The organism is Rosistilla carotiformis, from assembly GCF_007753095.1.
Lineage (GTDB): Bacteria > Planctomycetota > Planctomycetia > Pirellulales > Pirellulaceae > Rosistilla > Rosistilla carotiformis.
In genome coordinates, this window is sequence record NZ_CP036348.1 from 2,308,593 (window position 1) to 2,332,027 (window position 23,435).

Annotated in this window: 14 protein-coding genes; 7 read left to right on the forward strand and 7 right to left on the reverse strand. The window is 55.0% G+C overall.

Going from position 1 to position 23,435, the window contains the following annotated elements; translation table 11 throughout:
- The first annotated feature begins 31 nt into the window (after nt 1-31).
- Together Poly24_RS08580 and Poly24_RS08585 are read left to right on the forward strand one after the other, a co-directional pair.
- Nucleotides 32-589, forward strand: coding sequence for an RNA polymerase sigma factor (locus tag Poly24_RS08580; RefSeq protein ID WP_145093345.1), 558 nt, complete (start codon nt 32-34; stop codon nt 587-589).
- Between the two features lie 806 nt (nt 590-1,395).
- Complete coding sequence (locus Poly24_RS08585; protein WP_145093348.1) at nt 1,396-5,154, forward strand: HEAT repeat domain-containing protein; 3,759 nt, start codon at nt 1,396-1,398, stop codon at nt 5,152-5,154.
- Between the two features lie 239 nt (nt 5,155-5,393).
- On the opposite strand, the gene Poly24_RS08590 is transcribed toward Poly24_RS08585, so the two are convergent.
- On the reverse strand, nt 5,394-6,914 hold the full coding sequence (locus tag Poly24_RS08590) for a TolC family protein (RefSeq protein ID WP_315852234.1): 1,521 nt from the start codon (nt 6,912-6,914) through the stop codon (nt 5,394-5,396).
- Nucleotides 6,915-8,182: 1,268 nt separating this feature from the next.
- Between Poly24_RS08590 and Poly24_RS08600 the strand changes: the two genes are divergently transcribed.
- The 5 genes from Poly24_RS08600 (at nt 8,183) to Poly24_RS08620 (ending at nt 16,238) form a co-directional block, all read left to right on the forward strand.
- Nucleotides 8,183-10,117: an efflux RND transporter periplasmic adaptor subunit gene (locus Poly24_RS08600; protein ID WP_197452573.1), complete on the forward strand. Its 1,935-nt coding sequence runs from the start codon at nt 8,183-8,185 to the stop codon at nt 10,115-10,117.
- A gap of 11 nt (nt 10,118-10,128) precedes the next feature.
- Entirely contained in the window at nt 10,129-13,644 is a 3,516-nt protein-coding gene (locus Poly24_RS08605) for an efflux RND transporter permease subunit (RefSeq protein ID WP_145093357.1), read from the forward strand.
- A gap of 113 nt (nt 13,645-13,757) precedes the next feature.
- Nucleotides 13,758-15,137, forward strand: a complete 1,380-nt coding sequence (locus Poly24_RS27350; RefSeq protein WP_231753533.1) for a hypothetical protein — start codon at nt 13,758-13,760, stop codon at nt 15,135-15,137.
- A gap of 134 nt (nt 15,138-15,271) precedes the next feature.
- On the forward strand, nt 15,272-15,547 hold the full coding sequence (locus Poly24_RS08615; RefSeq protein ID WP_145093360.1) for a hypothetical protein: 276 nt from the start codon (nt 15,272-15,274) through the stop codon (nt 15,545-15,547).
- 235 nt (nt 15,548-15,782) lie between these two features.
- Nucleotides 15,783-16,238, forward strand: coding sequence for a GNAT family N-acetyltransferase (locus Poly24_RS08620; RefSeq protein ID WP_231753534.1), 456 nt, complete (start codon nt 15,783-15,785; stop codon nt 16,236-16,238).
- Here Poly24_RS08620 and Poly24_RS08625 read toward each other — a convergent pair.
- From Poly24_RS08625 to Poly24_RS08655, 6 genes are all read right to left on the reverse strand, one after another.
- On the reverse strand, nt 16,230-17,678 hold the full coding sequence (locus Poly24_RS08625) for a PP2C family protein-serine/threonine phosphatase (protein WP_145093366.1): 1,449 nt from the start codon (nt 17,676-17,678) through the stop codon (nt 16,230-16,232). The two genes, Poly24_RS08620 and Poly24_RS08625, sit on opposite strands and share 9 nt — an antisense overlap.
- 606 nt (nt 17,679-18,284) lie before the next feature.
- Nucleotides 18,285-18,665: a hypothetical protein gene (locus tag Poly24_RS08635; protein ID WP_231753535.1), complete on the reverse strand. Its 381-nt coding sequence runs from the start codon at nt 18,663-18,665 to the stop codon at nt 18,285-18,287.
- 108 nt (nt 18,666-18,773) lie between these two features.
- Nucleotides 18,774-19,772, reverse strand: a complete 999-nt coding sequence (locus Poly24_RS08640) for a potassium channel family protein (protein ID WP_231753536.1) — start codon at nt 19,770-19,772, stop codon at nt 18,774-18,776.
- Nucleotides 19,773-19,817: 45 nt separating this feature from the next.
- A complete protein-coding gene (locus Poly24_RS08645) occupies nt 19,818-20,096 on the reverse strand; it encodes a metal-sensitive transcriptional regulator (RefSeq protein ID WP_145093372.1) in 279 nt (92 codons plus the stop codon).
- Between the two features lie 74 nt (nt 20,097-20,170).
- Nucleotides 20,171-21,688, reverse strand: a complete 1,518-nt coding sequence (locus tag Poly24_RS08650) for a multicopper oxidase domain-containing protein (RefSeq protein ID WP_145093375.1) — start codon at nt 21,686-21,688, stop codon at nt 20,171-20,173.
- 103 nt (nt 21,689-21,791) lie between these two features.
- Entirely contained in the window at nt 21,792-23,246 is a 1,455-nt protein-coding gene (locus Poly24_RS08655) for a TolC family protein (protein WP_231753537.1), read from the reverse strand.
- Nucleotides 23,247-23,435: the final 189 nt, after the last annotated feature.

Here is a 23,435-nt window from a genome sequence, read left to right on the forward strand (position 1 = left end):
ACCCCCCTCGGGTATTGGTACAATCTGACAAATGGAGCACCGCAGTGAGTGTAATGACAGAGAGCCAATCGACGACGCAACGGTCAGGGCCGGTGCCGGCGGCGATCGCGCTGCGCTCCACCAGATTTACGAGGCCACTGCGGATCGCGTCTTCCGCTTAATGGTGCGGATGGTCGGTCAACAGGACGCCGACGACTTAACGCAGCAGACTTTCGTCCGAGCGTTCATGAAGCTCGATCAGTTCAGCGGCGAATCGAAGTTCGAGACGTGGTTGTATCGACTGGCAACCAACGAGGCTTTGCAGCATCTGCGACGCGAGAAGCATCGCCGGACGAAGCAGTTGATCGTTGAGCCAGCGATGCAGGCAACCGACCACCTCGTGCATGACGAGCGAGTCGCGATGCTCCGCCAGGCCATGGATCAACTCGATCCCGAACTGCGAGCCATCTTCACGCTCAAAGAAGAGAGCGGGTTGTCGTACCAAGAGATCGCAAACACACTCGGCATCCCCGAAGGCACGGTCGGTTCGCGATTGAACCGGGCGCGGCGGGAGTTGCGGCGGTTGTTTGCTGGTGATGTAAAGGGATGAGCTAATCCGTTACTTCAAACGAGCGCGACGAATCGAGAGCTAACGACATTCGTCATTTACATCAGCCGACCTTGTCTCCAAGTCACGAGCGGTACCTGAAGGACGCGTAGCTTCATCGAGTGGAAAATGCGTGTGATTGTATAAGTGAGATACAACTTCGTTCGGCGTTGGCGACGAGAGAAATCAAAATACTAACTAACCGAGCTGCTTACTTGATTGCTCGAACGTAAGTCCTCCAACAGCACCTTTTCCAGCTCTACTAAAGAGCCAGATATCGAGACATCCTGACAATCGTGCCAGCGATGACGACCGCCTTTGCGACAAGTTGTCAACGCCCGCTTAACACGTGTATGATCAATCGCTTGCGTTTTATTGAACAGGTCGTCGCGAGGTGCTTGTCAAGCTAAAAACGTCAAGCGATTGATGTTCGATGTTTCCATTTCCTTTGGCTGTTTGTCTATTATTCAGGGTGTTTTATGACAAGGTACGGAAACAAGTATCTCGATTTCGCTTTCGACGTACTCAGTTTAGTTTGGGGAGATCCAATTACTCGCATCCCAAAGTTTCTCCTGGTCGCAGGCGTCTCACTGATCGCGTCGCCGTGGTGGCTACCCTTCATCTATCAAGTGGTCGAGACTAGGTTTGGGATTGACACGCGACTAGCGGCGAAGGTTGACATCGCTGTATTCATAAGCGGTTGGGTTCTTGTAGCGCTTGGAATGGGGCTGTGGGTTCACGCACGGAAAAATCCATCTGACGTAAAAATCACTCGAGTTTTTCGCGACTGGCCTAGACTACAGCAGCGAATGAGCAATCGTTTGCATGAGCAGCTGAAGAAGGAACAGTACAATTCTGGACTTGATGTTCGGCCAAGTTTCAGTATTGACCGAGTTGCAACAATTGTCTCGGGTACAAGTGGTCAGGGCAAAACGTGGCGACTCGCAAGGACAGCAATCGACGCACTCAAAAGCGACTCGCTGGTTGTATGGATACCAGCGTCGCGCGGCAAGCGTGAACCACTGGAGTATGCAGCACAGGAAATCTGCGACTACGGTTTAGAAGTTGACGCGCAACTCACCATCGAGCGAATTGCCTTCAAACGCCAAGAGTCAACTCCCAATATCAATAGTCCTTGGGCTGTTTTTTGTATTGACGGTGTACGTTCTCACCGAGAAGCTGAGCGGCTGATCCAACTAGATTGGGATCGTTGGGGTATCTCATTTGTAATGTCAACGAGCGTCGAAATCGCTCGAGATTTGGCGTTCAACGCAGGACTCCCGATTGAAACGATTCGAGACTTCGACCACTCGGAACTTCGTTCGTACCTTGAGCGGCGAAAACGGTCATGGGTGAATATTGCTCCCGATGTCCGAGAGCTTATTCGTCGCCCAATTCTCGCCAAGCTTTATGCGGACGTTGTTGACGATCAGCATCAGTTTAGGCCACGCAATGAATACGATCTGATGGAGGCTTCCTGGCTTCGACTAACCAATCCAGTTGAGGTTGGCTTGATTCGCAAAATCGCGGGAACTATCGGTGACGAAACGAAACCATATCCATGGCTAACAGAAACGGTCCTGGAGGCTGGTTTTACACCCGATTTGATTGAGAAACTCATCAACCGTGGTTTGTTGCACGATGTTGGCGATGGCCGTGTTGCGATTTGGCATCAACGTTTTCTGTGCTGGGCGTTTGCAAAACACCTTACGGCTCAGTTTGTATCGGGCGTGTTGTCGCTCGAACGCCTAGTCGACGCTATGGTGAAGTGTCAGCGTGTTCCGGATTCCAGACGGTTGCAACTCGGCTATGTCCCGATGGATGTGCTATGGCTGCTACTGGCATCAGATCTTCCAAATGAGAAACGTAAATCGCTCTGGAAACTTGTTGCTGCATTGGAAACTTCGGAGGGTTGGGGGTACGAGGATGCGTCGTTGTATACGCATCTGCTGGCTAGCCTTGGAGAACGCGCAATTCCGCTTCTGTTGGATCGGGTTCGCTCGATTGAGAACCTAGAACACAGTGGAGTTGTTGACCGGTCAGCTGATGCACTCAGGATCATCGGCCGTGACAATATCGAACGCTTATCAACCGTGGCGAGGGAGTGCGTTGCGGACGGTACTGAAGCTCTTTCGGAACTTGGATTGCGATTAGCGGTTTCCTTCCCCCGCTCGGTAGATGTGGAGCGAGTCTGGGAAGAGTATCGACGCTGTATTGTGGACGATGAGAAAAGCAGCGGGCATTTTGTTCGCAGGGATAGGGCTTCAATGGCGTTTGCTGCCGTTGCGGCGGAAAACCTCACTTGGCTAAAGCAACAACTACAAAATGGTGATACAAGTGATCCATGTTTTACTTCGTTGGTTTTTACGTTGGCAAACATGCCTGGCCTCGGTCCCAAAAGAGTCTGGGAGGAGACGAAGAATCACCTAATTGCTTCGATTTCACCTGAAAAGCGTCGGTGTTTGACGGCTTGCATTGTCTGCTTTTGTGACTCGGGAGAGTATCCACGACTCGAGGAGTGGGCCTCGTCTGAACATGAGTTAGTTGGGATGGTGTCTGCGCAAGGACTTTCGTTTCGTGATCCGGCCCGAGGAATCCAGATATTGCCACGCGTCGCGTCGAGCCAACTCTGGGGCGCGGCTGGTGCAATCGGGACCGCACTAATCGCGTTTGATCGGGTCGCGACGTGTGTTGCAGTTGAATCGTTGGTTGCAGGTAGAGTCGATCCAGAGCACTATTTCGATTTAATTGCAAACCACGGCGACCGCCTCACTCCGAATTTGGTCGAGAAATTGCTCGATTGGCTAAATGACGTTTTGGAGCGACATCTCACAGCTGGCGACGATTCAAAACAGCAACACCCAAGATATCCATTGCGTTTGATCGAAGCACTTCACGGGGAGAATGTCCTGTCAGGTTTAAGATCAAGGCAGGGGCGTAGCTTGGAGGAGCACTTAGAAGCGTTCGCCACGTCTCGGATCGAAAAGATTTCAGGTTGGGTCGATCACGAATTTGAACACTCGAGAGAATTGCTGAAGCGTATTGCAGGCGATGGTTTTACAAAACTAACAAACTCACTCATTCGAGCGGATCATCAGCAATTGAGGATGGAAGGATGTGAGCTCGCAGTAATGCGTCCGAGCGCGGAAACACGAGACCTGCTTGTAGCTGCGGCAGTCAGCGATGACATGTGGGATTCAGGGTCTTCGAGTATCAACTTGGTTCAAATGCGAGCTATCGACAGTCTCGCGGCTCTGGGCGAGAACGCTGGGGTCGTCAACGGCATCCTTACGTGGGGTCTTAGCGTTTCGCCAGATATCGGCGATCTTCGTGACGGGCAGCGTGAAATGAATGATGAGGAGCTTGCTCCTGCAATCGCATTGCTGAAGCACTCAAGTAACAAACGTTACGGGCATGCTATCCTGGCTATCGGTCAGAGTGGCAGACAAGACCTCCGAGAAGTAGTTGAGAACGCATTGTTGGCATGTGACACAGATTGCGAGTTGGTGAACTATTGTTTGCTTGCGCTTGAGGATCTACCCAGCGACTGCAGTCGAACGTTGAAACGTTTTGTAGAGCAATACCGATCCGGACATTACAAGTTTGCGGTACTGAAAGCTCTTTCCGGCTGTTCGACGCCAAATGAAACGTACCTAGAAATGCTTCCGACGGATGGAAAACATGACGACATGGATCAGCGTATTCTTGCTTACTTAGCAGCTGACGAGTCGACTCGCACATCCGCCCGATCCCATGTTGATAGGATTTTGGAAACCGGAGGCAGTCACATGAACGATACGGTTGCACTACTTGATCCAAGCCAAGAGTCCGATCAGAAGCTACTGTGGGAGAAGACTCTGCAGCCAGATAGCGGGATGCACTACGGTGGCTCACGAGCACAAGCATTGCGATCACTCGGCAAGATTGCGCCAGACGCTGCATTTGAAATTGGGTTGGAAACGCTAACCACCGATCGCCGTGATCGAGAGATTATCCCCCGTGTTTTGCTTGAGCTTGACCCTGAGCGTGCCGTGCTTTCACTTTGTCGTGCTGCCAGTGAATCGAACGATAAACTCCTATGCTGCGATATCGCACGAGCACTACGAGGTGTTGCTGAGATTTCCTTGGTCAATCAGGTGATTACCGAACTCTTGCGCGACGAGAGCTGGATGACCAGGCGTGCTGCTGCGTTTATGGCCGGATTTCTTTCCAGTGCCGTTGCCGAAGATGCCTTAAGACAAATTGCGTATGGCGATCCTAAATGGGGAGTCTGTTCCGAGGCACAGTCGGCGATACGAAAGCGGCAACGGGAAAAGGAAGCACGCAAGCTACTTTTGAAGTTATGCTCCATTGATTCATGCCAAGTCTGGGGAACACTTGACTGCATCATCCGATTAGCTGATCCAGGCGTCGCCGTTGCTACTGGCGACCCGATCGGCTTCTTAAACGCAGTTCGTGGTCATCCTTTCGTCGTCGGCAAGTACGTTTCCAAAGAGCTGAAGAAACGGACCAAGAAGCTGGAAGACGAAATGAAGTCTCTTCATGGAAAATGGAAAGACAATGACTAACCCTTTCGCCGTCCCGTCGAACGGAAGTGGTCGCTGAGGATATTGGCGTGGACAGTACGGCGCAAGCTGCCCTGATTACCTTCCGTGTACTCAACCATCTTCGGTTGCAGCCGATTGGGACTCCGGAGAGCCAGCAAAGAACGAGGGTCACTGCGTTGCCCTCCGTCGCGGCAAACACGTAAGACCGGTAAAGGTAGTCGAAGAGCGTGGGGAGTGACGCCTGTATTGCCCCCGCCAATTCAATGCGGGCAGCCGACTGTCCGGTCCAACTGGGCGATCGTACCGGCCAGTGTGGCGTCGATGCGGGCGAGTTGGGTCTCGAACATCAACAGTTCGCGGTAGGTTTCGATCAGCGTGAAGAAGTCCGTGCGTTTACCTCGGTAGTCGGCGATCGACAGTTTCAAGGTGTCCTCGGTGCGAGGAATGATACGGTCTTCGTAGATGTCGCGTTGTTCGCTCAACGCATCCGCTTGGGCGATCAAGCGACGGATCTTGCCGTAAAGCTCATCCCGTTCGGCTTCCAGACGGCGGGTTGTGCTGCTGGTGCGATGCGACGCTTCGCGGATCCCAGCGTCGATCTTATCGCGCCAAATAGGAAGCGTCGTGCCTAAATTGAAACTGATGTTGTCGTGGCCGTTGGCAACGGGACTGAGCACGCTGCTGCTGTCGCTGATCAATCCCCAATTCACGCCAACGGTAAAGTCGGGGTACTTCTGCAAACAGGCCAGACGTTGCTTTTCTCGATCGCGTTGGATCTCCCAAGCCAGGCCACGCAGTTTCGGATTGCACTGTTCGGCCAGCGAGATCAGCGATTCGATCTGCTGGGGCGTGTCGGCAATGTCGAGCCTGTCAGTCGTTTCGGGGACGAGTCCAACAGGCTGTTGTAACAGCGTGGCGAGATCCGCTTGAGCGATCTGTTTTTGTTTGCGAAGCGAGATCAATTGTTCGTCGAGGCGATCGGTCTCGAGTTGGGCACGCAGGACATCTTGTTGGGATCCGCCGCTGCGATACCTCGCCTCTGCCACATCGGTCAGATCGGCGACGAGGTCTTTCGTCTCTTCGATGATCGCGATCGCTCGACCTGCAAACCAGACTTCGTAATAGGCGAGCCGAACCGATTCCGTGATCTCACGCGCGATCAGATCGACCTCCGCTTGCGCGATCTGAACTTCACGACTGGCGATGACAGCTTTGGTTTGCAGCTTTTTCGGGAACGGAACCATCTGGTTGACCGACATCTGGTGACCGACCCGCCCTGCAGCGGTCTCCAGGGCTTGATCTTGGATCGGCCAGAAAGTGTTGTTGAACGTCGGGTCGGGTAAGGCTTTGGCTTGTGGTATTACATAGGTCGCAGCGGCGACGCGCTGTCGCGCAGCAAGCAACTTAGGGTGACGCGCGAGTGCCGTGCTGATGTAGTAGTCGACTGAAGCAGGGGGGAAGCTGGGAGAAGGGGAGTTGGCTTCCTTTTTCTCAGGGGCCGCTTCATTACCGTTTTCTTTGCCTACGGCTTCCTTGTCTCCTTCACTCCCATCTCCCAACTCACCATCTTCCTTAGGCGGGTCGAGCTGCAGCGCTTTTCCGGTGCTGCGCTCGCCAGCTTCCGCGGGGGCTTGCGCGATGAGGGTAGGGGCTGCGAAGACGACGCCATCATTGTAGCCGACGGGTCGAATGGTCCCTGTTTCTGGTTCGCTGAGGACTTGCTGCCAGTCGACCGCGCGGATTGCGACCGAGTTGGTCGGAGCGACTTGCGGAGGTGCCATCGAGACGCTAACGTCCCGCTGCGAAGCGCAGCCAGACGCCGATGAAGCGATCAATGCTGCCAAAAGCAGACGTTTCGCGAGTTTCGTCGTGGGCTGTGGAATTTGCCGATCCATGGCGTGAATATCCTGATGAGCTATACTGAACGCAGTCAAAGTTTGCCTAACCGACTGTTTCCCCTTGAACAATGCAGCCGATTTTGCGATACATTTGATATACCTGGCATGGGTATCTTTTTCGGAAGGTCACATTGAGCAACTCCCCCATAATTCGCACCGTCGTTAATCTCTGCCTGATCGCTGCAATGGTGATTCAGCCGATTGCGATTGCGCACGCCGGATGTGCTCAAGGAGCGTGCTGTAACGCACAGTCGCGATGCAACGCTTGCAATATATGTGAAGTCGAGGCCGATGGTGGCTTTTGCGGTTGCTGCAGCCAAATCAAGCCCAAGCCGGGCGGATGCTGTGACAAGACATCTGAAAAAAAGCAGCGCGTCGACGATTCCGAAGGTTCGGTTGGCAAGCTGTCGCCGGGCGATGGCGAAGAATTGGTAGACGGACAACCTTCGTTATCTTCCTGCCGGTGCGGGGTGCGTTCGGAGCCGATAGCACCTGCGCCTCAGCGGTCGCCTGTTTCACAAGAGCGAGACTTGGTGGTGATTGCCTATTTAGATCACACCCAAACCGAATCGGGTCTTTCGCTCCTGTCCGAGCATGGGAACTTACGATTGCCGATCGGTAGTCTGGCTCCACACTTCTCGCAGCGGATTCTCTGCATCTGGCGCATTTAGCGCCGCCTCTTTGAGGGAACTGCGCGCTCGCAGTTCTTTACCACCAACTTGGCTTTCCAGTGATCGATGCTGCGCGCTCATCCTGCCGGAGGCCTTCCGAGTTGCATCCCTGCGCGATCCATTTCGCGTCACCACAGCAAGCAGAACCACCGGGCATATCCGCCAAGTGAGTGATTGGTTTGCGATCGGCGCTGCATAGCAGATCGCGGATCGATCGCCGTACCGATTGGCGATTGTGGCTGGAACCGTCGTGTGCCGTAGAACGCATTGAGAACTGACATGAATCAGGAAGAAGATAAACGAACCGAAGAACCGGAACCCGACGTCACGAATGTGGCGGAGGGAAGTATGGGAGATGAGAAGACGGGGAGTTCGGGAGATGGGGTGCGGGGGAGTCAGGGAGACGTTGCGCCCATGGGCTCCCAGTCTCCTGAACTCCCAGACTCCCCCTCTGCTTCGACATGGCTGTTGCGCACTGGCGTGCAGGCCGCAACTGTCGTTGTCGTCGCCGGTCTCGTGTTTTTCCTGCTCGGTGTCGCACAGCGAACGCAGTGGTTGACCGCTGATGGTTTCTCCGGCGGCAAAGATGCAGCCGTGTCCGAAGCCGTTGGTGGCGAAGACAAGCGATACATCTGCCCGATGATGTGCACGCCACCGTCCACCGAACCAGGTCGCTGCCCCGTCTGTGCGATGGAACTGGTCGAAGCGACCGGCGGCGGTGGCGGCGATGGTATCTCGGTCACTATCGAAGCATCCGCTCGGCGGTTGGTCGGTATTCAAACGGCAATGTCGAAGATGGGCGAAGTCAATCGAACGATCCGCACCATTGGATCGATTGATTTCGACGAAAGCCAACTATCGACCATCAGTGCGTACATCGACGGCCGCTTGGAAAAGATGTACGCGAACTACGCCGGTGTGAAAGTCAATGAAGGCGACGACCTGGCGTTGATCTACAGTCCGCAGCTTTACACCGCACAAACCGAGTTCATCACCAGCATGAACAGCGACGGCAAAATCGGACGCTTTCAAATCTCTGGCGGCGATCTGAACAAGATGGCGCGGGAGAATTTGACTGAACTGGGGATGACGGAAAGTCAGATCGACCAGTTGGGGAAGTCGGGTAAACCAATGTCGCGTATCCGTATCAAGTCACCGCAGAGTGGAACGGTGATCGAGAAGTCAGCCGTCGAAGGCGACTACGTGAAGACGGGTCACAAGCTTTACCGGGTAGCCGACCTGAGCAGTGTTTGGCTGATGCTTGATCTGTTTCCCGACGACGCATCGGCTGTTCGTTTCGGCCAACAAGTCGAAGCGGAAATACAGTCGATGCCGGGCGAAGTATTCACGGGACGCGTCGCTTTCATTGACCCCACCGTGAACCCGAAGACTCGAACGGTACGCGTCCGTGTCGAGATCATGAACTTCGACGGCAAACTGCGACCAGGCGACTACGCGACTGCTCGGGTCACCGTGCCAGCAATCCCAATGGACCAAGTTTACGATCCGGCGTTGGCGAACAAATACATCAGCCCGATGCACCCGCAGGTCATCCGCGACGAACCGGGTAGGTGTCCGCTTTGCGATATGGATTTGGTGCCGACGTCGCAGCTCGGGTTCGCATCAGAACCTTTACCAATGCAGCAAGTCGTTACCGTGCCGCGAGATGCCGTGCTTCTGGCCGGCGAAAACAGCGTGATCTACGTCGAAACCGAACCGGGGCGTTTTGAGATCCGCCGAGTGACCGTTGGCCCGATGAATCGGCAAGAAGCGGTAATCGTCGAAGGGCTGGCGGCTGGTGAAACGGTCGCGACGGGCGGCAACTTCCTGATCGACTCGCAAATGCAACTCGCGGGAAACCCATCGTTGATGGACCCAACGATGGCACCGAGCTACTCACCGGGACCGCTGGAGCTACCCAACACAAGTCCCGTCATGCTGGCCAGTGACGCGGGCAAGACTTTCGATCGAACCTACGACGCCTACTTTGAAATCCAATGTGCGATGGCGGCCGACCAATCGCCGCCCCCGGTTGCCTTGAACACGCTAATCGAGGGTCTCCAGGAACTGGAGATGTCGGCCGGCGTTCCTGACGAAGCTCAACGCCGGTTTACGACCGCTCGTCGTGCCGCCGCGCGGATGGTTGGTTCGTTAGAAACCGCTCGCGAGGCCTATCGCGGCGTCAGCCACGCGATGTTGCGAGCGGCCACGGTGGCTCGCGGGCCGAAGACGGCTGTGAAGTTGACGCACTATTACTGTCCGATGGTTCCTGGCGGCGGTGGCGACTGGATGCAGCCCGGCGGCGATTTGCAGAACCCGTATTGGGGCAGCGAAATGCTGACGTGCGGGGAAGTTGTTCGTGATATGGCGATGCCGTTTAACGAAATCCCCTCGATCGCTCGCACGGTGCAGTAAGGAGACGAACCATGCTAAATCTAATTATTCGCTTTTGTGTTAAAGAACCTTGGCTGGTGATCTTGCTGACCATTGGTCTAAGCGTCGCTGGCTGGATCAGTTTCAAGTCGATTCCGATCGACGCGATTCCTAACATTGGCGAAAACCAAGTCATCGTGTTGACGCCTTGGCCGGGTCGCTCACCAAAGGACATCGAAGACCAGGTCACCTATCCGCTGAGCGTTTCGTTGCTCGCTGTTCCCGGTGCCGAGTCGGTGCGTGGCAAGAGCATGTTCGGCTACAGCTTCGTGCAGGTCACATTCAAGGATGAGATCGACTTCTATTGGGCACGCAGTCGAGTTTCCGAGCAGCTCGGCAGTGCGGCGTCACAGTTACCCGATGGGGTCGTGCCACAACTTGGTCCAGATGCGACCGGATTGGGGCAGGTTTATTACTATACGCTGCAGCCACCTGACGAAGGCATGGGACTGGCGGAACTTCGCAGCCTGCAAGACTTTGTTGTGAAATACGAATTGCAAGCGGTCGAAGGGGTCAGCGAGGTCGCATCGATCGGCGGTTACGTTCGCCAGTATCAGATCGAAGTGGACCCCGACAAGCTTCGCTTTCACAACGTATCGCTCGATAAGTTGGCGATGGCGATCAAGGGATCGAACATGGATGTCGGTGCCAAAACGGTCGAAACGACGGGCATGGAATTCATCGTCCGCAGCAAGGGATTCCTTGGCAGCGATGGCGACAAGGACAAAGCGGTTGAGGACATCGAGGACACTGTCATCATGCAGCGTGACGGCGTGCCGGTACGCGTTCGCGATATTAGCAACGTGCAGATTGGCCCTGACTTTCGTCGCGGTGCGCTGGACTACAACGGAGCCGAAGCGGTCGGCGGCGTGGTCGTGATGCGATACGGCGAGAATCCTCGAGTCGTTATCGACCGCGTGAAAGCCAAGATCGCCGCGATAACGCGGTCGCTACAAGGTGTGACCATTCATGGCGTCTACGATCGCAGCGGACTGATCGACGAGACGATGGCGACGCTGACGCACGCGTTACGCGACGAGATCATCATCACGGCGATCATCATCCTCTTGTTTCTATTGCACATCCGCAGCAGTTTCGTTGTCGCGATCTGTTTGCCGGCAGCAGTGCTGATGTCGTTCATTGCGATGCGTGTGGTCGGCGTCGGTGCGAACATCATGTCGCTGGCGGGAATTGCGATCGCGATCGGCACGATGGTCGACATGGCGATCATTGTTTCGGAGAACATCTACCAGCATCTTTCGGAATGGGAGTCTGGCAGCGACGAGGCTCGGATCAAACAGCCTCGAACGGAAGTCGTCTACGAAGCAACGGTCGAAGTCGCACCGGCCGTCGTGACCGCCGTGGCGACAACCATTGTCAGTTTCTTGCCGGTCTTCTTTTTGACCGGTCGCGATTACAAGCTGTTTTCTCCGCTGGCTTACACCAAGACCTTTGCGATTGCTGCAGCGATGATCGCGGCCGTCACGATTGTGCCCGCCTTGTGTCGATTGATGTTGCGGAGCAGCGTGCGTCGAAAATCGACCGCGCTGGTCGCCGCGCTGTCGCTCTCCGGATTGCTCGGTGCCGCGTCCCATTTCCTGTGGGGGTCACGACTCGCAGAGCGATTCGGCTTGGACACTTGGATTGTGACCGTGATCGCGGCCACGATTGGGTTCATTGCCGGTTGGCAATTGCTGCGAGAGCGGATTCGGCCAATCGAAGAAATCCCGTCTAGTCGCTTCGTTCGCTGGATTTACGCAGCCCGATTGCGATACGCCCTGAACCACAAAGCGGTTGCGCTTTCGTTTCCGTTGATGCTGTTGATCATCGGCGTGGGTGCCTACGTCGGAATGCCAACCGTGCTCCGTCCGGTCGAAAAGTTCGCGAACCTGTTCGGTGCCGATCTGAATGACTTCCCCGGCTACGTCGATGCCAAGCATGTTTTTACGGGGTTGCAGAGCGACGACTGGATCGCGCTCGACGAAGGAAGCTGGTTCTACATGCCGACGCTGTACCCGGCAGCCAGTTTCTCGCAAGCGATGCAAGTGTTGCAGACGCAAGATGTTTTGATCGGCCAGATTCCCGAAGTCAAAGATGTGCTTGGCAAGATCGGTCGCGTCGAATCGGCACTCGACCCCGCGCCGGCCGCGATGGTCGAAACCTATGTGATGCTCAAACCCGAAAGCGAGTGGCGAGAAGGCGTCACCGCGCGCGACGTGTGGGACGAAATCAACCGCGTCGCCACATTGCCGGGTGTCACGCCTGCTTCGGCGTTACAACCGATCGAGGGCCGCGTGGTGATGTTGCAGTCCGGCATCAAGGCACCGATGGCGATCCGAGTTTACGGAAACCAGCTTGACGAATTGGCTGACGCGGCGATGAATGTTTCGGCTGAATTGAAGAAGTCACCGCTGATCAACGCCGGCACGGTCAATCCCGACATCGTGCTTGGCAAACCCTACGTCGAGTTCACAGTAGATCGTGAGGCGGCTTCGCGTTACGGAATGAATTCGTCGACGGTGAATCAAGTCATCGAAACGGCACTCGGCGGGATGAATCTGATCAAGACGGTCGAAGGACGAGAGCGTTATCCCGTGCGACTGCGGTACAACCGCGACCTTCGTGAACAGATCGACGGTTTGAAACGCTTGCCCGTCGTCACGCAGTCGGGGGCCGTCGTGCCATTGGAAGAACTCGCAACGCTGGAAACGACTTGGGGGCCGGGTGCAATCAACAGCGAAAACGGTCGACTCGTCGCTCACGTTTCCTTCATGACCAATGGAAGCAAGGGAGATTTAGAATCGGTCTCCGCGATCGAGGAACAACTCCGCGAGGCTCAGTCGCTGCCTCCGTCCGACCCGAATCGGTTGTCATTGCCAGCCGGCTATTCCCTCGAAGCCGTCGGCAGCTTCCGTAACCAAATCGAAGCCAATCGACGCTTGATGTGGATCATTCCGATGGTGATCTGCATCAATCTGATGTTGCTTTACATGGAGTTCCGAAACCTCTCGATTTCGTTAGCCGTGTTCTCCGGTATCCCAGTCGCCTTCGCTGGCGGCATGATCGCAGTTGCAACGATGGGCGTGGAACTCAACACGGCAGTTTGGGTTGGTTTCATCGCTTTGTTCGGTCTCGCGGTCGACGATGGCGTGGTGATGGCGACCTACATCCATCAACTTCTCAAGAAACGCAAAATCGAATCGGTCGAAGACATTCGCAATGTGGTTTACGAAGCGGGACTCAAACGCATTCGACCTTGCATGATGACCACGGTTACGACGCTTGCCGCGTTGATTCCAGTGTTGATCGCGACGGGCCGTGGAGCTGACGTTGCCCGAGCGATGGCGATTCCCGTGTTCGGTGGCATGTTAGCCGAACCGTTCACTTCGTTCATCGTGCCGACGCTCTATTGCGGCTACCTGGAATTGAAAATGCGTTTCGGATTTCAAGATGAGCTTTGGGAAGGCATCGAAGCGATGCCGGAGGAGGAACTCATGAAAGCGGCATAAAACTTTTCGTTTGACCGTGAAGAAATTTACGACTCAGGCATCCAAACACACAACCTCACCAAGATCGACGGACCCAACGGACGGTGTCCTAACTTTCACAACGGAGTTCTCCCATGAAACGAACACTCATCATCACCGCTTTCTCACTCGCGATGTCCACATCGGGCGTGTTTGGGCAAACAATTCAATCACAGCACAATCACACTGGTCACAACCACGCGATGCCCGGCATGACGCAGGCTCGTGAAGCGACGCAAGCGGGGCCGCATGGCGGCAGTTTGAAACAAACCGGCAACCTGCAAATCGAAACGATTGTTTCACAAGGCGGGCTGCAAATGTTCGTCTACGACCGCGCTGGTCAGCCGGTGTCGGTCGACCAGGGACGCGGTGCCGTCTCCGTACGAGTCGAAGGCAATGCGAAACGCTATCGCTACGACTTGTTGCCCGATGGCAAAGGAGCGTTGACCGCTCCTGTGAACTTGTCGCAAATCGCTGGTCGACAGATTGACGTCGATGTGCAATTGGTCGGTATTGTGGCCAGCACAATCTCGTTCAACGAAGTCGCCACCGTTCCGGCCAGCGAGCAACAGCTGGCAGCCGCGGCGATCGCACGACAAAAAATCTGTCCCGTCAGCGGAAAGCCGCTCGGCAGTATGGGCGATCCCGTGGCAGTCGATGTGAACGGACAGAAACTCTACGTTTGTTGTGCCGGCTGCGTGAACGCGGTCAAGTCAGACCCGGCTAAATATGCTGCCGGTCGCCCGCAAATAACGGTCACCACAGCGACACAAGCCGACGCTGCTGCGATTGCCGCCCAAAAGGTCTGTCCCGTGATGGATGAGCCTCTCGGTGGCATGGGCACACCGATCAAGGTGATGGTTGGTGACAAGCCGATCTATCTGTGCTGCAAAGGCTGCATCAAAAAGATTCAAGCTGAACCAGCGAAGTACCTCGCCATGGTTTATGGCAACGGTCCGCAAAACAGTGGCCAGCCCGCTGTCACGACTGCGGCAAAGATTACTGTCTCAACATCAACACAAGCCGACGCAGCGGCCATTGCGGCTCAAAAGGTTTGCCCAGTGATGGATGAGCCTCTCGGTGGCATGGGCACACCAATCAAGGTGATGGTTGGCGACAAACCGATCTATCTTTGCTGCAAAGGCTGCATCAAGAAGATTCAAGCTGAACCAGCGAAGTACCTCGCCATGGTTTATGGGAACGGCGATCAAGCGTCCGTCCCCGCCGGAACCGAGCAAGTACGCGACGGCATTTTCAAAGTAGTTTCTGCCGATGTTCCATTTATCGCTGCCCAGAAGAAATGCCCCGTGATGGACGAACCGCTTGATGCGATGGGCGGGCCATACAAAGTCAACGCAGCGGGCAAAGCGATCTACATCTGCTGCCCCGGATGCGCGAAGAAGATCGCAGCAGAACCGCAAAAGTGGCTAGCTGTTCTGAAGTCACAAGGAGTCGACGCTCCAACGATTCGTTAATCAACTCGGGAGCGAGAATTGCTCGCTCTCTTTCTGACACACGCGGGGGCGGTGTCGCGGCTGATTCACGCAAGTGATGACGTCACCACGCCGTCCCTGCCTTTTTGTTTTCAACTCACGACAAGGAAGTCGTCATGAAATCGCTATGGAAATACTGCGCTACCGCTGCGCTCGCTTTGAACCTCTCACTTTCCGCCGGATGCCAATCGCTGCCCTGGCTGGGCAATCGAAAAGACGAACCGGCAATGACCGCTCAGCAATATGCCGAGCAAGCTGCCGCCAACATTCAATACGACACGGCGATTGATTTCGACACTGACGACCAACCGCCCGCAGCAAACTCGTTCTCAACCGCTCCCACTTCAGTTTCCTCTCTCCCCTCATCGGGCGGCGGAAGCTGCTGCCACTAACGCGGGAACAAGTTCTGCCATGAAGACTCAATCCACACGCTCGACACGTTGGTTGGCGTATCGAGTGGTCCGGCGTTTTGCGATTGCAAATGTCTGTCATTTCTATCAGTCGCCGATCGACAAGATGCCGCGAACGCCAACGCCGAGCGAATACGACATCTGTTCGTGTTCATCCAAGCGTCTACGCGAACACGCATCCGAACTGGATTACGCGATCCCAGAACGGGATTTGGAAATGCTGGACGCCGGCGCAGCAAAATGCTTCGCAGCCTTCCAAGCCGATTCACTCGCCGGATTCGCTTGGGTCGCCTTTGGAAACATAACTGGTGAAATGAACCACGACGGCAAGCCCGAAACTGGTCTGCCAATCCAACTCGTCGACGAAGCCGCTTTCGTATTCCAAGTCTTGGTTCTTCCTGCCTACCGAGGACGGCGACTATATGCGGCGATCTTGAGCCAGATGGCTGACCAGTTGCAAGATAATGGAATGCATACGTTAGTACTAACAACTGAGGGTTCCAACCAGAACGCTTTGAAGGCCGTTCAGCGCATGCAGTTTCGTAAAGTTGGTCAAGCGTCGTTCTTTCGTATCGGGCCGCTCAGTCGAGCAACCTACCCGACGCTTCCAAACGATATTGGATTCACAATCGGAAGGTATGTCGGCGACGATACCGCAGCCCATTCAAGTTAACTGAGCCACCAATAGCGTTGTGTCATCGAACGCCTTGCGACCCTTGCGAAATGTTTCGATGGACGATTCAAACGCATCAACCAGTTCGCGAGCGTTGCAGCGTTTGACCGTGTTCATCAACTGCTCGATTCGATCGGTGCCGTATTGCTCCTCACTAGGGTCGAACGCCTCGGTCACTCCGTCGCTAACAATGACTAAACGCGACGCATCGCCGAGCTGGATTGTTTCTTCGCTGTAGTGGGTATCGTCCTCGACGCCCAAGATCAAGTCACCCACGTTCAATCGCACTGGCGTCTCGCTTCCAATCTGCAAGAACGGCAGTTCATGACCAGCATTGGCGTAGGTCAGTTGTCTCCTTTTCGGGTCAACGACCAGTAGCGTCATGGTCGCAAAGTGTCCCATCATCACGTACTCGCAGTAACGCTCGTTGACATCTGTCAGGATTTGGGCAGGGCTGGACGATTTCTTTGCCGCTTCCGACACAAACGCCTTCAATAACGTCGCCGCCATCGCGGCCGGCACGCCGTGTCCCGATACGTCCGCGACGCAGAGTAGATACTGTCCATCGGACAATGGAATCACGTCGTAGTAGTCACCGCCAACATCGTCGGCCGGCTCGAACAATTCGGCGACGTCGATTCCAACCAAGCCATTCACCGTCGGTCGTAAGTTCTGTTGAATCTGGCGTGCCTTTTCCATGTGAACGCGATGGTCGCGCTGAGCGTGGTCCAGTGCCTCAGTCATCGAATTGATTTGATCGGCGAGATAACTCAGTTCTCGACAGCTTCTCGTACGTGCAATCACGCTTAGGTCTCCGGCGGCAACACTCCCCAGCGCCGAAACAAAGCCTTGGATCGGTTTGGCGATCAATTGCCGCAATACCGCGCTGACCACGAAGGCGGTAATCCCTCCCAGCAATAAGACTCCGAACATCTGGATCAACAGCGAGCGGCGTGTTGCGCCCACGACTGCTGAACGTTTCTCGGATATGTAAACAGTGCCCGCTGGTCCAGTGAAAGACCCGACAACGAGCGCGCCGGTGGCGTTTGATCTGGCGACGGTTGAATCAGCTGCCGACCGCATTGCCAGGAGCATTTCGTCGGAAGCATGCCCATGCGAGACAGCCTGGTACGGAAGCCCTCGCCAATCCGCAGCAATATGGTGACCGGGCGAATCGTCGGTATTCATTCGAGCGCAGACGTTGTCAACCAGATTTTGAATCGCCTCGACGCCGTGGGGTTCAGCGACCAACAGTGACTCGTACATCGTTTTAGCTTCTTCGGTCAACGCGATCTGCTTCTCGTTCAAATGCCGATCCATCCTCACGCGGTAGTCAACGACAAGAAACAGAACGACAAACCCAAAGAGAATCGCATTGACGAGGACAAGCAGTTGCCGGCTAATCGGCAATTGATGCCATCGGTGTTTGAATGTGTCCATGATGGCACCTTAAACAGAGAAGCCGGGCGAGTGTTCAGGCTCGCCCGGCTGATGTGGGATCGAACGGAATCAGAAGCGATTAGCTGAGTTCAGCAGGCTCGACTTCTGTTGCATTTGCCGATCCATTTCCGCAGCAGGCAGCACCAACGCTGCAGCAGTACGCTCGCTTCGCACAGCAGGTCGGTTGACCGGCCGCGCTGACGACGTCGCTGGTTGCAGTGTTCGTTCCAGCGTGCTTCCCACAGCATCGTGCGTTCACCGAGCAGCAATAGGCACGCTTGGCACAGCACGTGGGTTGGGAAGTCGCGTTCGCCACTTCGTCAGTGGTTGCTGTCGTTTCAGCTTGCTTGCCGCAGCACGCCGCTTGGACGGTGCAGCAGTATGCGTGCTTGGCACAACACGTCGGCCCAGCCGAGGCGGCAGTGTCAACATTGCCAGCGGGGACGAAGGAAACGGCGAACAGAACAGCAGAGAATACAGTCGCTAACATTTTGGAAACTCCAGGATTGATGGCGCAGCCGACATCGACATGCACCGATTGGGAAACAGAAACATCTTCGTTTTTTGAATTGGGTCTGGCTTCGCAGGTCGAAGCAGAGCCAACCGCTAAATCTGAAGACGAACGTGCCAATCAATCAGAGAGTTGAGACAGGCAAAAGAATCCGGCCGACCAAGAGCGACCGATTCGGTCTTCCAACTGATCCGCAAGAAGTCGCTGCGTTCCAAGCCGCGATGCGACGGATCGTCGCCAGAAGTTCGCGGCGGCAACCAGACTTTGGTCTCACACGAAGCCATCGCAGCGCATTCGTTCGACGTTTCGCCGTCACAGCAACTGTGCCCGACCGGCTGCGATTGGCAGCACGCATGAGGGCAAGGCTTCGCGTCGTGTGATCCTGCCCGAGCGGCTGGCGAGGACGTCAACAGCACCGCGATCACTGCAAAAGCAGCAAACAATCGAACGGCAGGGTTGGTGTGACGACGGTTCATGGCGGACAGTTCCAAGAGCTTTTAAAGGACTCCCACTGAGGGAATCTCTTCTTTGATGCTCTTTGGATGCACGGCCCCGACGTTTCTTCACGACTTCGCGAAAAGATTTCAGGATTCTTTTAGGGGTTCGCTTCTGGTGCAAACGGCAAGCGCGTTCAGGTCGTGAAGCCACTCGGATTGCTGATCGACAAAGGCGGCTTTTAGCTTGTCCAATAAGTCGTCAGAGTCGCCGATTGACCGCGAAATCTCGATCGCCAACCGTGGGTCGGGAACGTCATGCGTCGAGTGACAGATCACGAAATGCCGTTTGGTCTCCTCCAGCATCTGCATGCTAGCGTGCCAAAGCCGATCGACAGCCTCGGCACTGGCGGCGGGCTTGGCAGTATCGACCTGCCGCGCCGCTCGCATCATTGAAGAAACCTCCAAACAGAATCGCAGCATTCGGCTCATCGCATACCGCGGTTCGCTGAATCGAAAGTAATGCAGGACCGGATAGAAATGATGCGACTCCAACAAGTCCGCCATGTTCGACGACATCGTGTATAGGTCTTGGTTGACCAACGAAGGATCGCTCTCGGTCAGATACGCTCGCAAATAGCCAAGGCTGTCGCCCGTTCGTCCGGTGCGATACTCAATTTCGTTGGCAAACTGGTTGCGACGGGCCAGGGTTGAATAGACCGAAATGACATAGGCGAGAACGAGCGTAAAGAAGCTGAACCCCAAGCCGGCAGCGGTGATTGTCAAGAACTGCATCGCTGGCGTTCGCGGCACCAAGTCGCCCACACCCAATGTGGTGATCGTGAAGCCAGCGTAGTACACCGCGCTCGCAAAACCCGTATCCGTCGGTGTCGATCCGGTAGCCGTAATGCCCGTGCCGAGTTGAGGCCACACGATCAGGCTGATGCCAATCAACAGCAGCGTCGCCCAACACAACACCTGCGTCACGATCAACGCCGGTCCGCAGTGAACCAGAACTCGCGGATGCGAGAATATTCGCGTTCGGACTAGATAGTGAAAACCACGATTGATGCCTGCCGTGATCGGACCAACAGTCGCACGTGGATGCAGAACTGCCATGAAGGTTTCCCAGACTCCAAGGCAAGTCATCAGAAACCCGCCAGCAGTCAAAAACCAATTCATCACGTTAATATTTTACTCGCCGTACTTCCGAAAGACCTTCATCAGCTCTTCGATCTTCTCGTCACGGTCCTTGGCACTGCCACTCTTGATCGCCTCGCTAACGCATGTTTGGATATGCTGCTCCAAGACGATCTGGCCGACTTTGTTGAGCGCTCCCGTTGCAGCGGACAACTGCATCAGGATATCGACGCAGAATTCTTCATCCTCGATCATACGACCCACCGCGTCGACCTGTCCGATGACACGCCGGAGTCGATTGTTGAGCTTCTTTTTCTCGTCGTCTGAGAGCATTCGTGGGGACTTTGGATAGGCAGATTTCGCAGGATCACCGATTTTACCGTCTAAACGTCTCCGCGGTTAGTCCGCTACATCTTCATTCCGGGCATCATCTTCTTGCCGGAATTGTACTTGGAGATGTCTCCGAATCGCTTCACGATCTCGGTAAAGACCTCGCCCGGTTCTACAAGGTCGTCGGTTTCCATCACCTTGTGGTACAAATCCTCGGGCATCACTCGCAGTGTTGTCATCAGACCCATCACCGCCATTTCGGCCATTGGACGCATGCCCATCATCTCGCGACGCGAGCCGATCTTCTGCATCATCGCATCGGACATGTTCATGCCCTTCATCTCTTGCGGGTAGCCGGGTGTACCAAAACCAGGGTCTTGGCGAGTCGAATCAACAGCGGGTCTGGAATCTAGGTTGGCGAGGTAATCGTCCACCGAGGTGTTCCTTCGCATCCGTGGCCCGACTTGCTCGGTCATGTGGTTCATCATGTGATGAACCATGTGGCAATGGAACATCCAGTCGCCAGGATTGTTCGCGATGAATTCAAAGTCGGTCGCCTGTGCAATGCCTACCAGTTCGGTGTTGCGAGGAATCCAAGCGGAATGCGGGGTGCGGGCACCTTCGCGACCGGTTAGCCAAAATGTGTGACCGTGAAGGTGGATCGGATGATGTTGCATCGGTGCAAAATTCATGATCCGAACTCGCACACGTTCACCGTGTTTCACAACGAGCGGAGTTGTATAGGGACCGCTGCGACCGTTGATCGTGTGCCAGTTCCAATCCATCTTCCAACTGTCGGCGATATTTTGCGAGCTGTCGATGAAGAAGTTCTGAAAGATCAAACCGAAGTCACGGTCCACCGGCGGATCAAATACCTTCTTGGGATGGACAATGAACCAGCCCACCATTCCAAACGCTTCCTGCATCGGCACATGCGAATGGTAAAAAAAGGTGCCTTCTTCGTGGACGTCAAACTCGTAGACGAAAGTTTCGCCTGGCTTGATCGGTTCTTGGCAAAGCTCCGACGCACCATCCCACTGAACCGGAAGTTCCAAACCGTGCCAATGCACATACGTGTCTTCGGGTAGTTCGTTGGTAACAACAAACCGAACTCGATCTCCCTGGGTGACTTCGATTGTAGGCCCCGGCATGCTGCCGTTGTAACCGTACACGTTCATCTCATAGCCGGGTAGAAACTCTCGCTTAACCGCCATTGGGACAAGTTGAAACTCCTTCACTCCGCCAACCATTTTGTAGGGGAGCTTGTCCAAGTCAGGAGCTTCAAAAGGAGCCGGTCCATCAGACGCCGGCCGGAAACCCGGCATCATCTTGCCAAGGTAATAGTCGCTGTTGGGATCGTTGCCGCGTGACGGCTTGAATCGCGAATACCCATCGTATTCCGCTTGCACTTCTGAGTCGGCCGGCATCTGGGGCGTTGCGTGCTCGCCATGCTGGTGCGAAGACATTCCTTTCATGTCCATTGGCATCGGTTCCTGGGCCTGGACGTTCCTTCCAAGCAAATTCCCAACGACTCCCGTCGCGGCGGCCAGCGATCCGGCGGTCAAGAAGCGTCGGCGGTCTTCAGTGTTTGACATTCGTGGATTTCTCGTACAAGTGGTCTATAGATGTTTCATGTGACTGTCGGAGATGGGCTTCCAAAAGTCTCCTTGACTCTCCCACTCCCAGACTCCCCCGCTCCTACCTCGGTTTCGCGACCGCATCAATGTGCCCCGGTGGAACCGGGCCTTCTGCGGCCATCAAACCGCCATCTAGTAGGAAACCGTTGATCATCGTTTCCTGTTGCCGAACGTGCTTGAACTGATCAATCTGTTCCATTCTGGCTTGAAAGTAGTCGCGTTGACCTTCCAACACATCCGGCCAAGCAATTCGGTTGTCTTTGTAGCTGACAAGCAACTGTCGATAAGCCGCCCTCAGTTCGGGAATCACCACTCGATCGTACTCCGTGGCGTGTTGCAAAGCGGTGGCATAGGTTCGATAGGCTGATGCCAGACGCTCTTTCAGATGCAATTCAATTCTCTGAATTTCGAATTGCTGTCGTCGCAAGTCTTGGCAAGCCTGACGAATCGTTCCCTGGTTTCGATCGTAGATCGGTAACTCGATTTGAACGCCCGCGTTGTAAACGTCGTCGCCATTGCTGAAGTTGTAACCCGGCCCACCCTGGATCGTGATGTCTGGAATCCACTCGACCTGCTCGCGACGGACCGTGGTTTGGTCCACACGCAATTTTGCCCGTACGGCCAACACTTCGGGACTCTCCAAAATCAAACGAGAGAGCACACTGTCGAATGACTCCAATGCATTGCTCGGACGCAACTCACCCTCGGTTGGGCCAATGGAAAGCGGTACGCCGACGATGGCGGACAGTCGCCGCAGCGCGTCGCGATACTCATTTTCAGTCGCCATGCGTTCCAAACGCTGTTTCTGCAGCATGACGTTGGCGCGTCGAACCGCCGTCAAATTGGCTTGGCCCTGGTTGTACTGTTCGCGAGTCGTCACGGCACCGTCTTCAGCCGTCTTCTCAATCTCTCGCTGGAGTTCGAGTCGCATAGAAGCCGCCAATGCCTCAATGAACTGAACTTCGACGGCGTTCGTGACCCGATACGTCTGCGCAATGGCGAGGTGTTCGGAAACATGCGCGCGTTGTCGGTATTTCAATCGACTCAGTTGAAGCTTGCCAGCAGTTACGAAACGCTGAGAAACCTCGAAACCCTGAAACTCCCCCGCACTTCCGTCGCTACCAATCTTCTCGCCGACGTACATCAAGACAGGGTTGGGATACAGTCCTGCCTGCAACGCCTTGGACGTTTCCGCCGACACGTGCAATCTCGCTTGCTGGATGGTTGGATTGTTTCCTGCCGCTAGGGCCAGGACGGTTTCGAGCGTATGAATCTCGACAGTTGCGTTATCCGTGTAGTCATACGCCGTGTCGAAATCAGCAAACCCACTTGGCATGTCCGGCAAAGGCGGCAAGTCGCTCTCGGGAAGAACTTGATCGTCGACACCGCCAAGTGACTGTGTCATCGACCGATCCATGCTCATCATCTGCCCCATCGAGGCGTCCTGAGCAACTGCCGATTGATAAGTCGTTGTCGCTGTCAATGCGATCAACAAGTGAAGTAGTCTTCGTTTCATTGATTCCGAATCCTTGGAATGATACCGAGCTGTACTCGAACTTTCGGCAACATACCCATGCAGGGTATAGAAACGAATGGTCGGAGTCGTCGTGCAATTGGATTTCTTTCCACTTGTAACGATTAGGCAAGATTTACTTGGTGCCGAAGGCGTCCAGACCTTACGATGACGCTGGCCGAGATTCTTGAC

Excerpts from the sequence above, each read along its gene's own strand:
- Poly24_RS08580 (WP_145093345.1), top strand. The coding sequence starts at position 32 with ATGGAGCACCGCAGTGAGTGTAATGACAGAGAGCCAATCGACGACGCA.
- Poly24_RS08585 (WP_145093348.1), top strand. The coding sequence starts at position 1,396 with ATGAGCAATCGTTTGCATGAGCAGCTGAAGAAGGAACAGTACAATTCT.
- Poly24_RS08590 (WP_315852234.1), bottom strand. The coding sequence starts at position 6,914 with ATGGCACCTCCGCAAGTCGCTCCGACCAACTCGGTCGCAATCCGCGCG.
- Poly24_RS08605 (WP_145093357.1), top strand. The coding sequence starts at position 10,129 with ATGCTAAATCTAATTATTCGCTTTTGTGTTAAAGAACCTTGGCTGGTG.
- Poly24_RS27350 (WP_231753533.1), top strand. The coding sequence starts at position 13,758 with ATGAAACGAACACTCATCATCACCGCTTTCTCACTCGCGATGTCCACA.
- Poly24_RS08615 (WP_145093360.1), top strand. The coding sequence starts at position 15,272 with ATGAAATCGCTATGGAAATACTGCGCTACCGCTGCGCTCGCTTTGAAC.
- Poly24_RS08620 (WP_231753534.1), top strand. The coding sequence starts at position 15,783 with ATGCTGGACGCCGGCGCAGCAAAATGCTTCGCAGCCTTCCAAGCCGAT.
- Poly24_RS08625 (WP_145093366.1), bottom strand. The coding sequence starts at position 17,678 with ATGGACACATTCAAACACCGATGGCATCAATTGCCGATTAGCCGGCAA.
- Poly24_RS08635 (WP_231753535.1), bottom strand. The coding sequence starts at position 18,665 with ATGAACCGTCGTCACACCAACCCTGCCGTTCGATTGTTTGCTGCTTTT.
- Poly24_RS08640 (WP_231753536.1), bottom strand. The coding sequence starts at position 19,772 with ATGACTTGCCTTGGAGTCTGGGAAACCTTCATGGCAGTTCTGCATCCA.
- Poly24_RS08645 (WP_145093372.1), bottom strand. The coding sequence starts at position 20,096 with ATGCTCTCAGACGACGAGAAAAAGAAGCTCAACAATCGACTCCGGCGT.
- Poly24_RS08650 (WP_145093375.1), bottom strand. The coding sequence starts at position 21,688 with ATGTCAAACACTGAAGACCGCCGACGCTTCTTGACCGCCGGATCGCTG.
- Poly24_RS08655 (WP_231753537.1), bottom strand. The coding sequence starts at position 23,246 with ATGAAACGAAGACTACTTCACTTGTTGATCGCATTGACAGCGACAACG.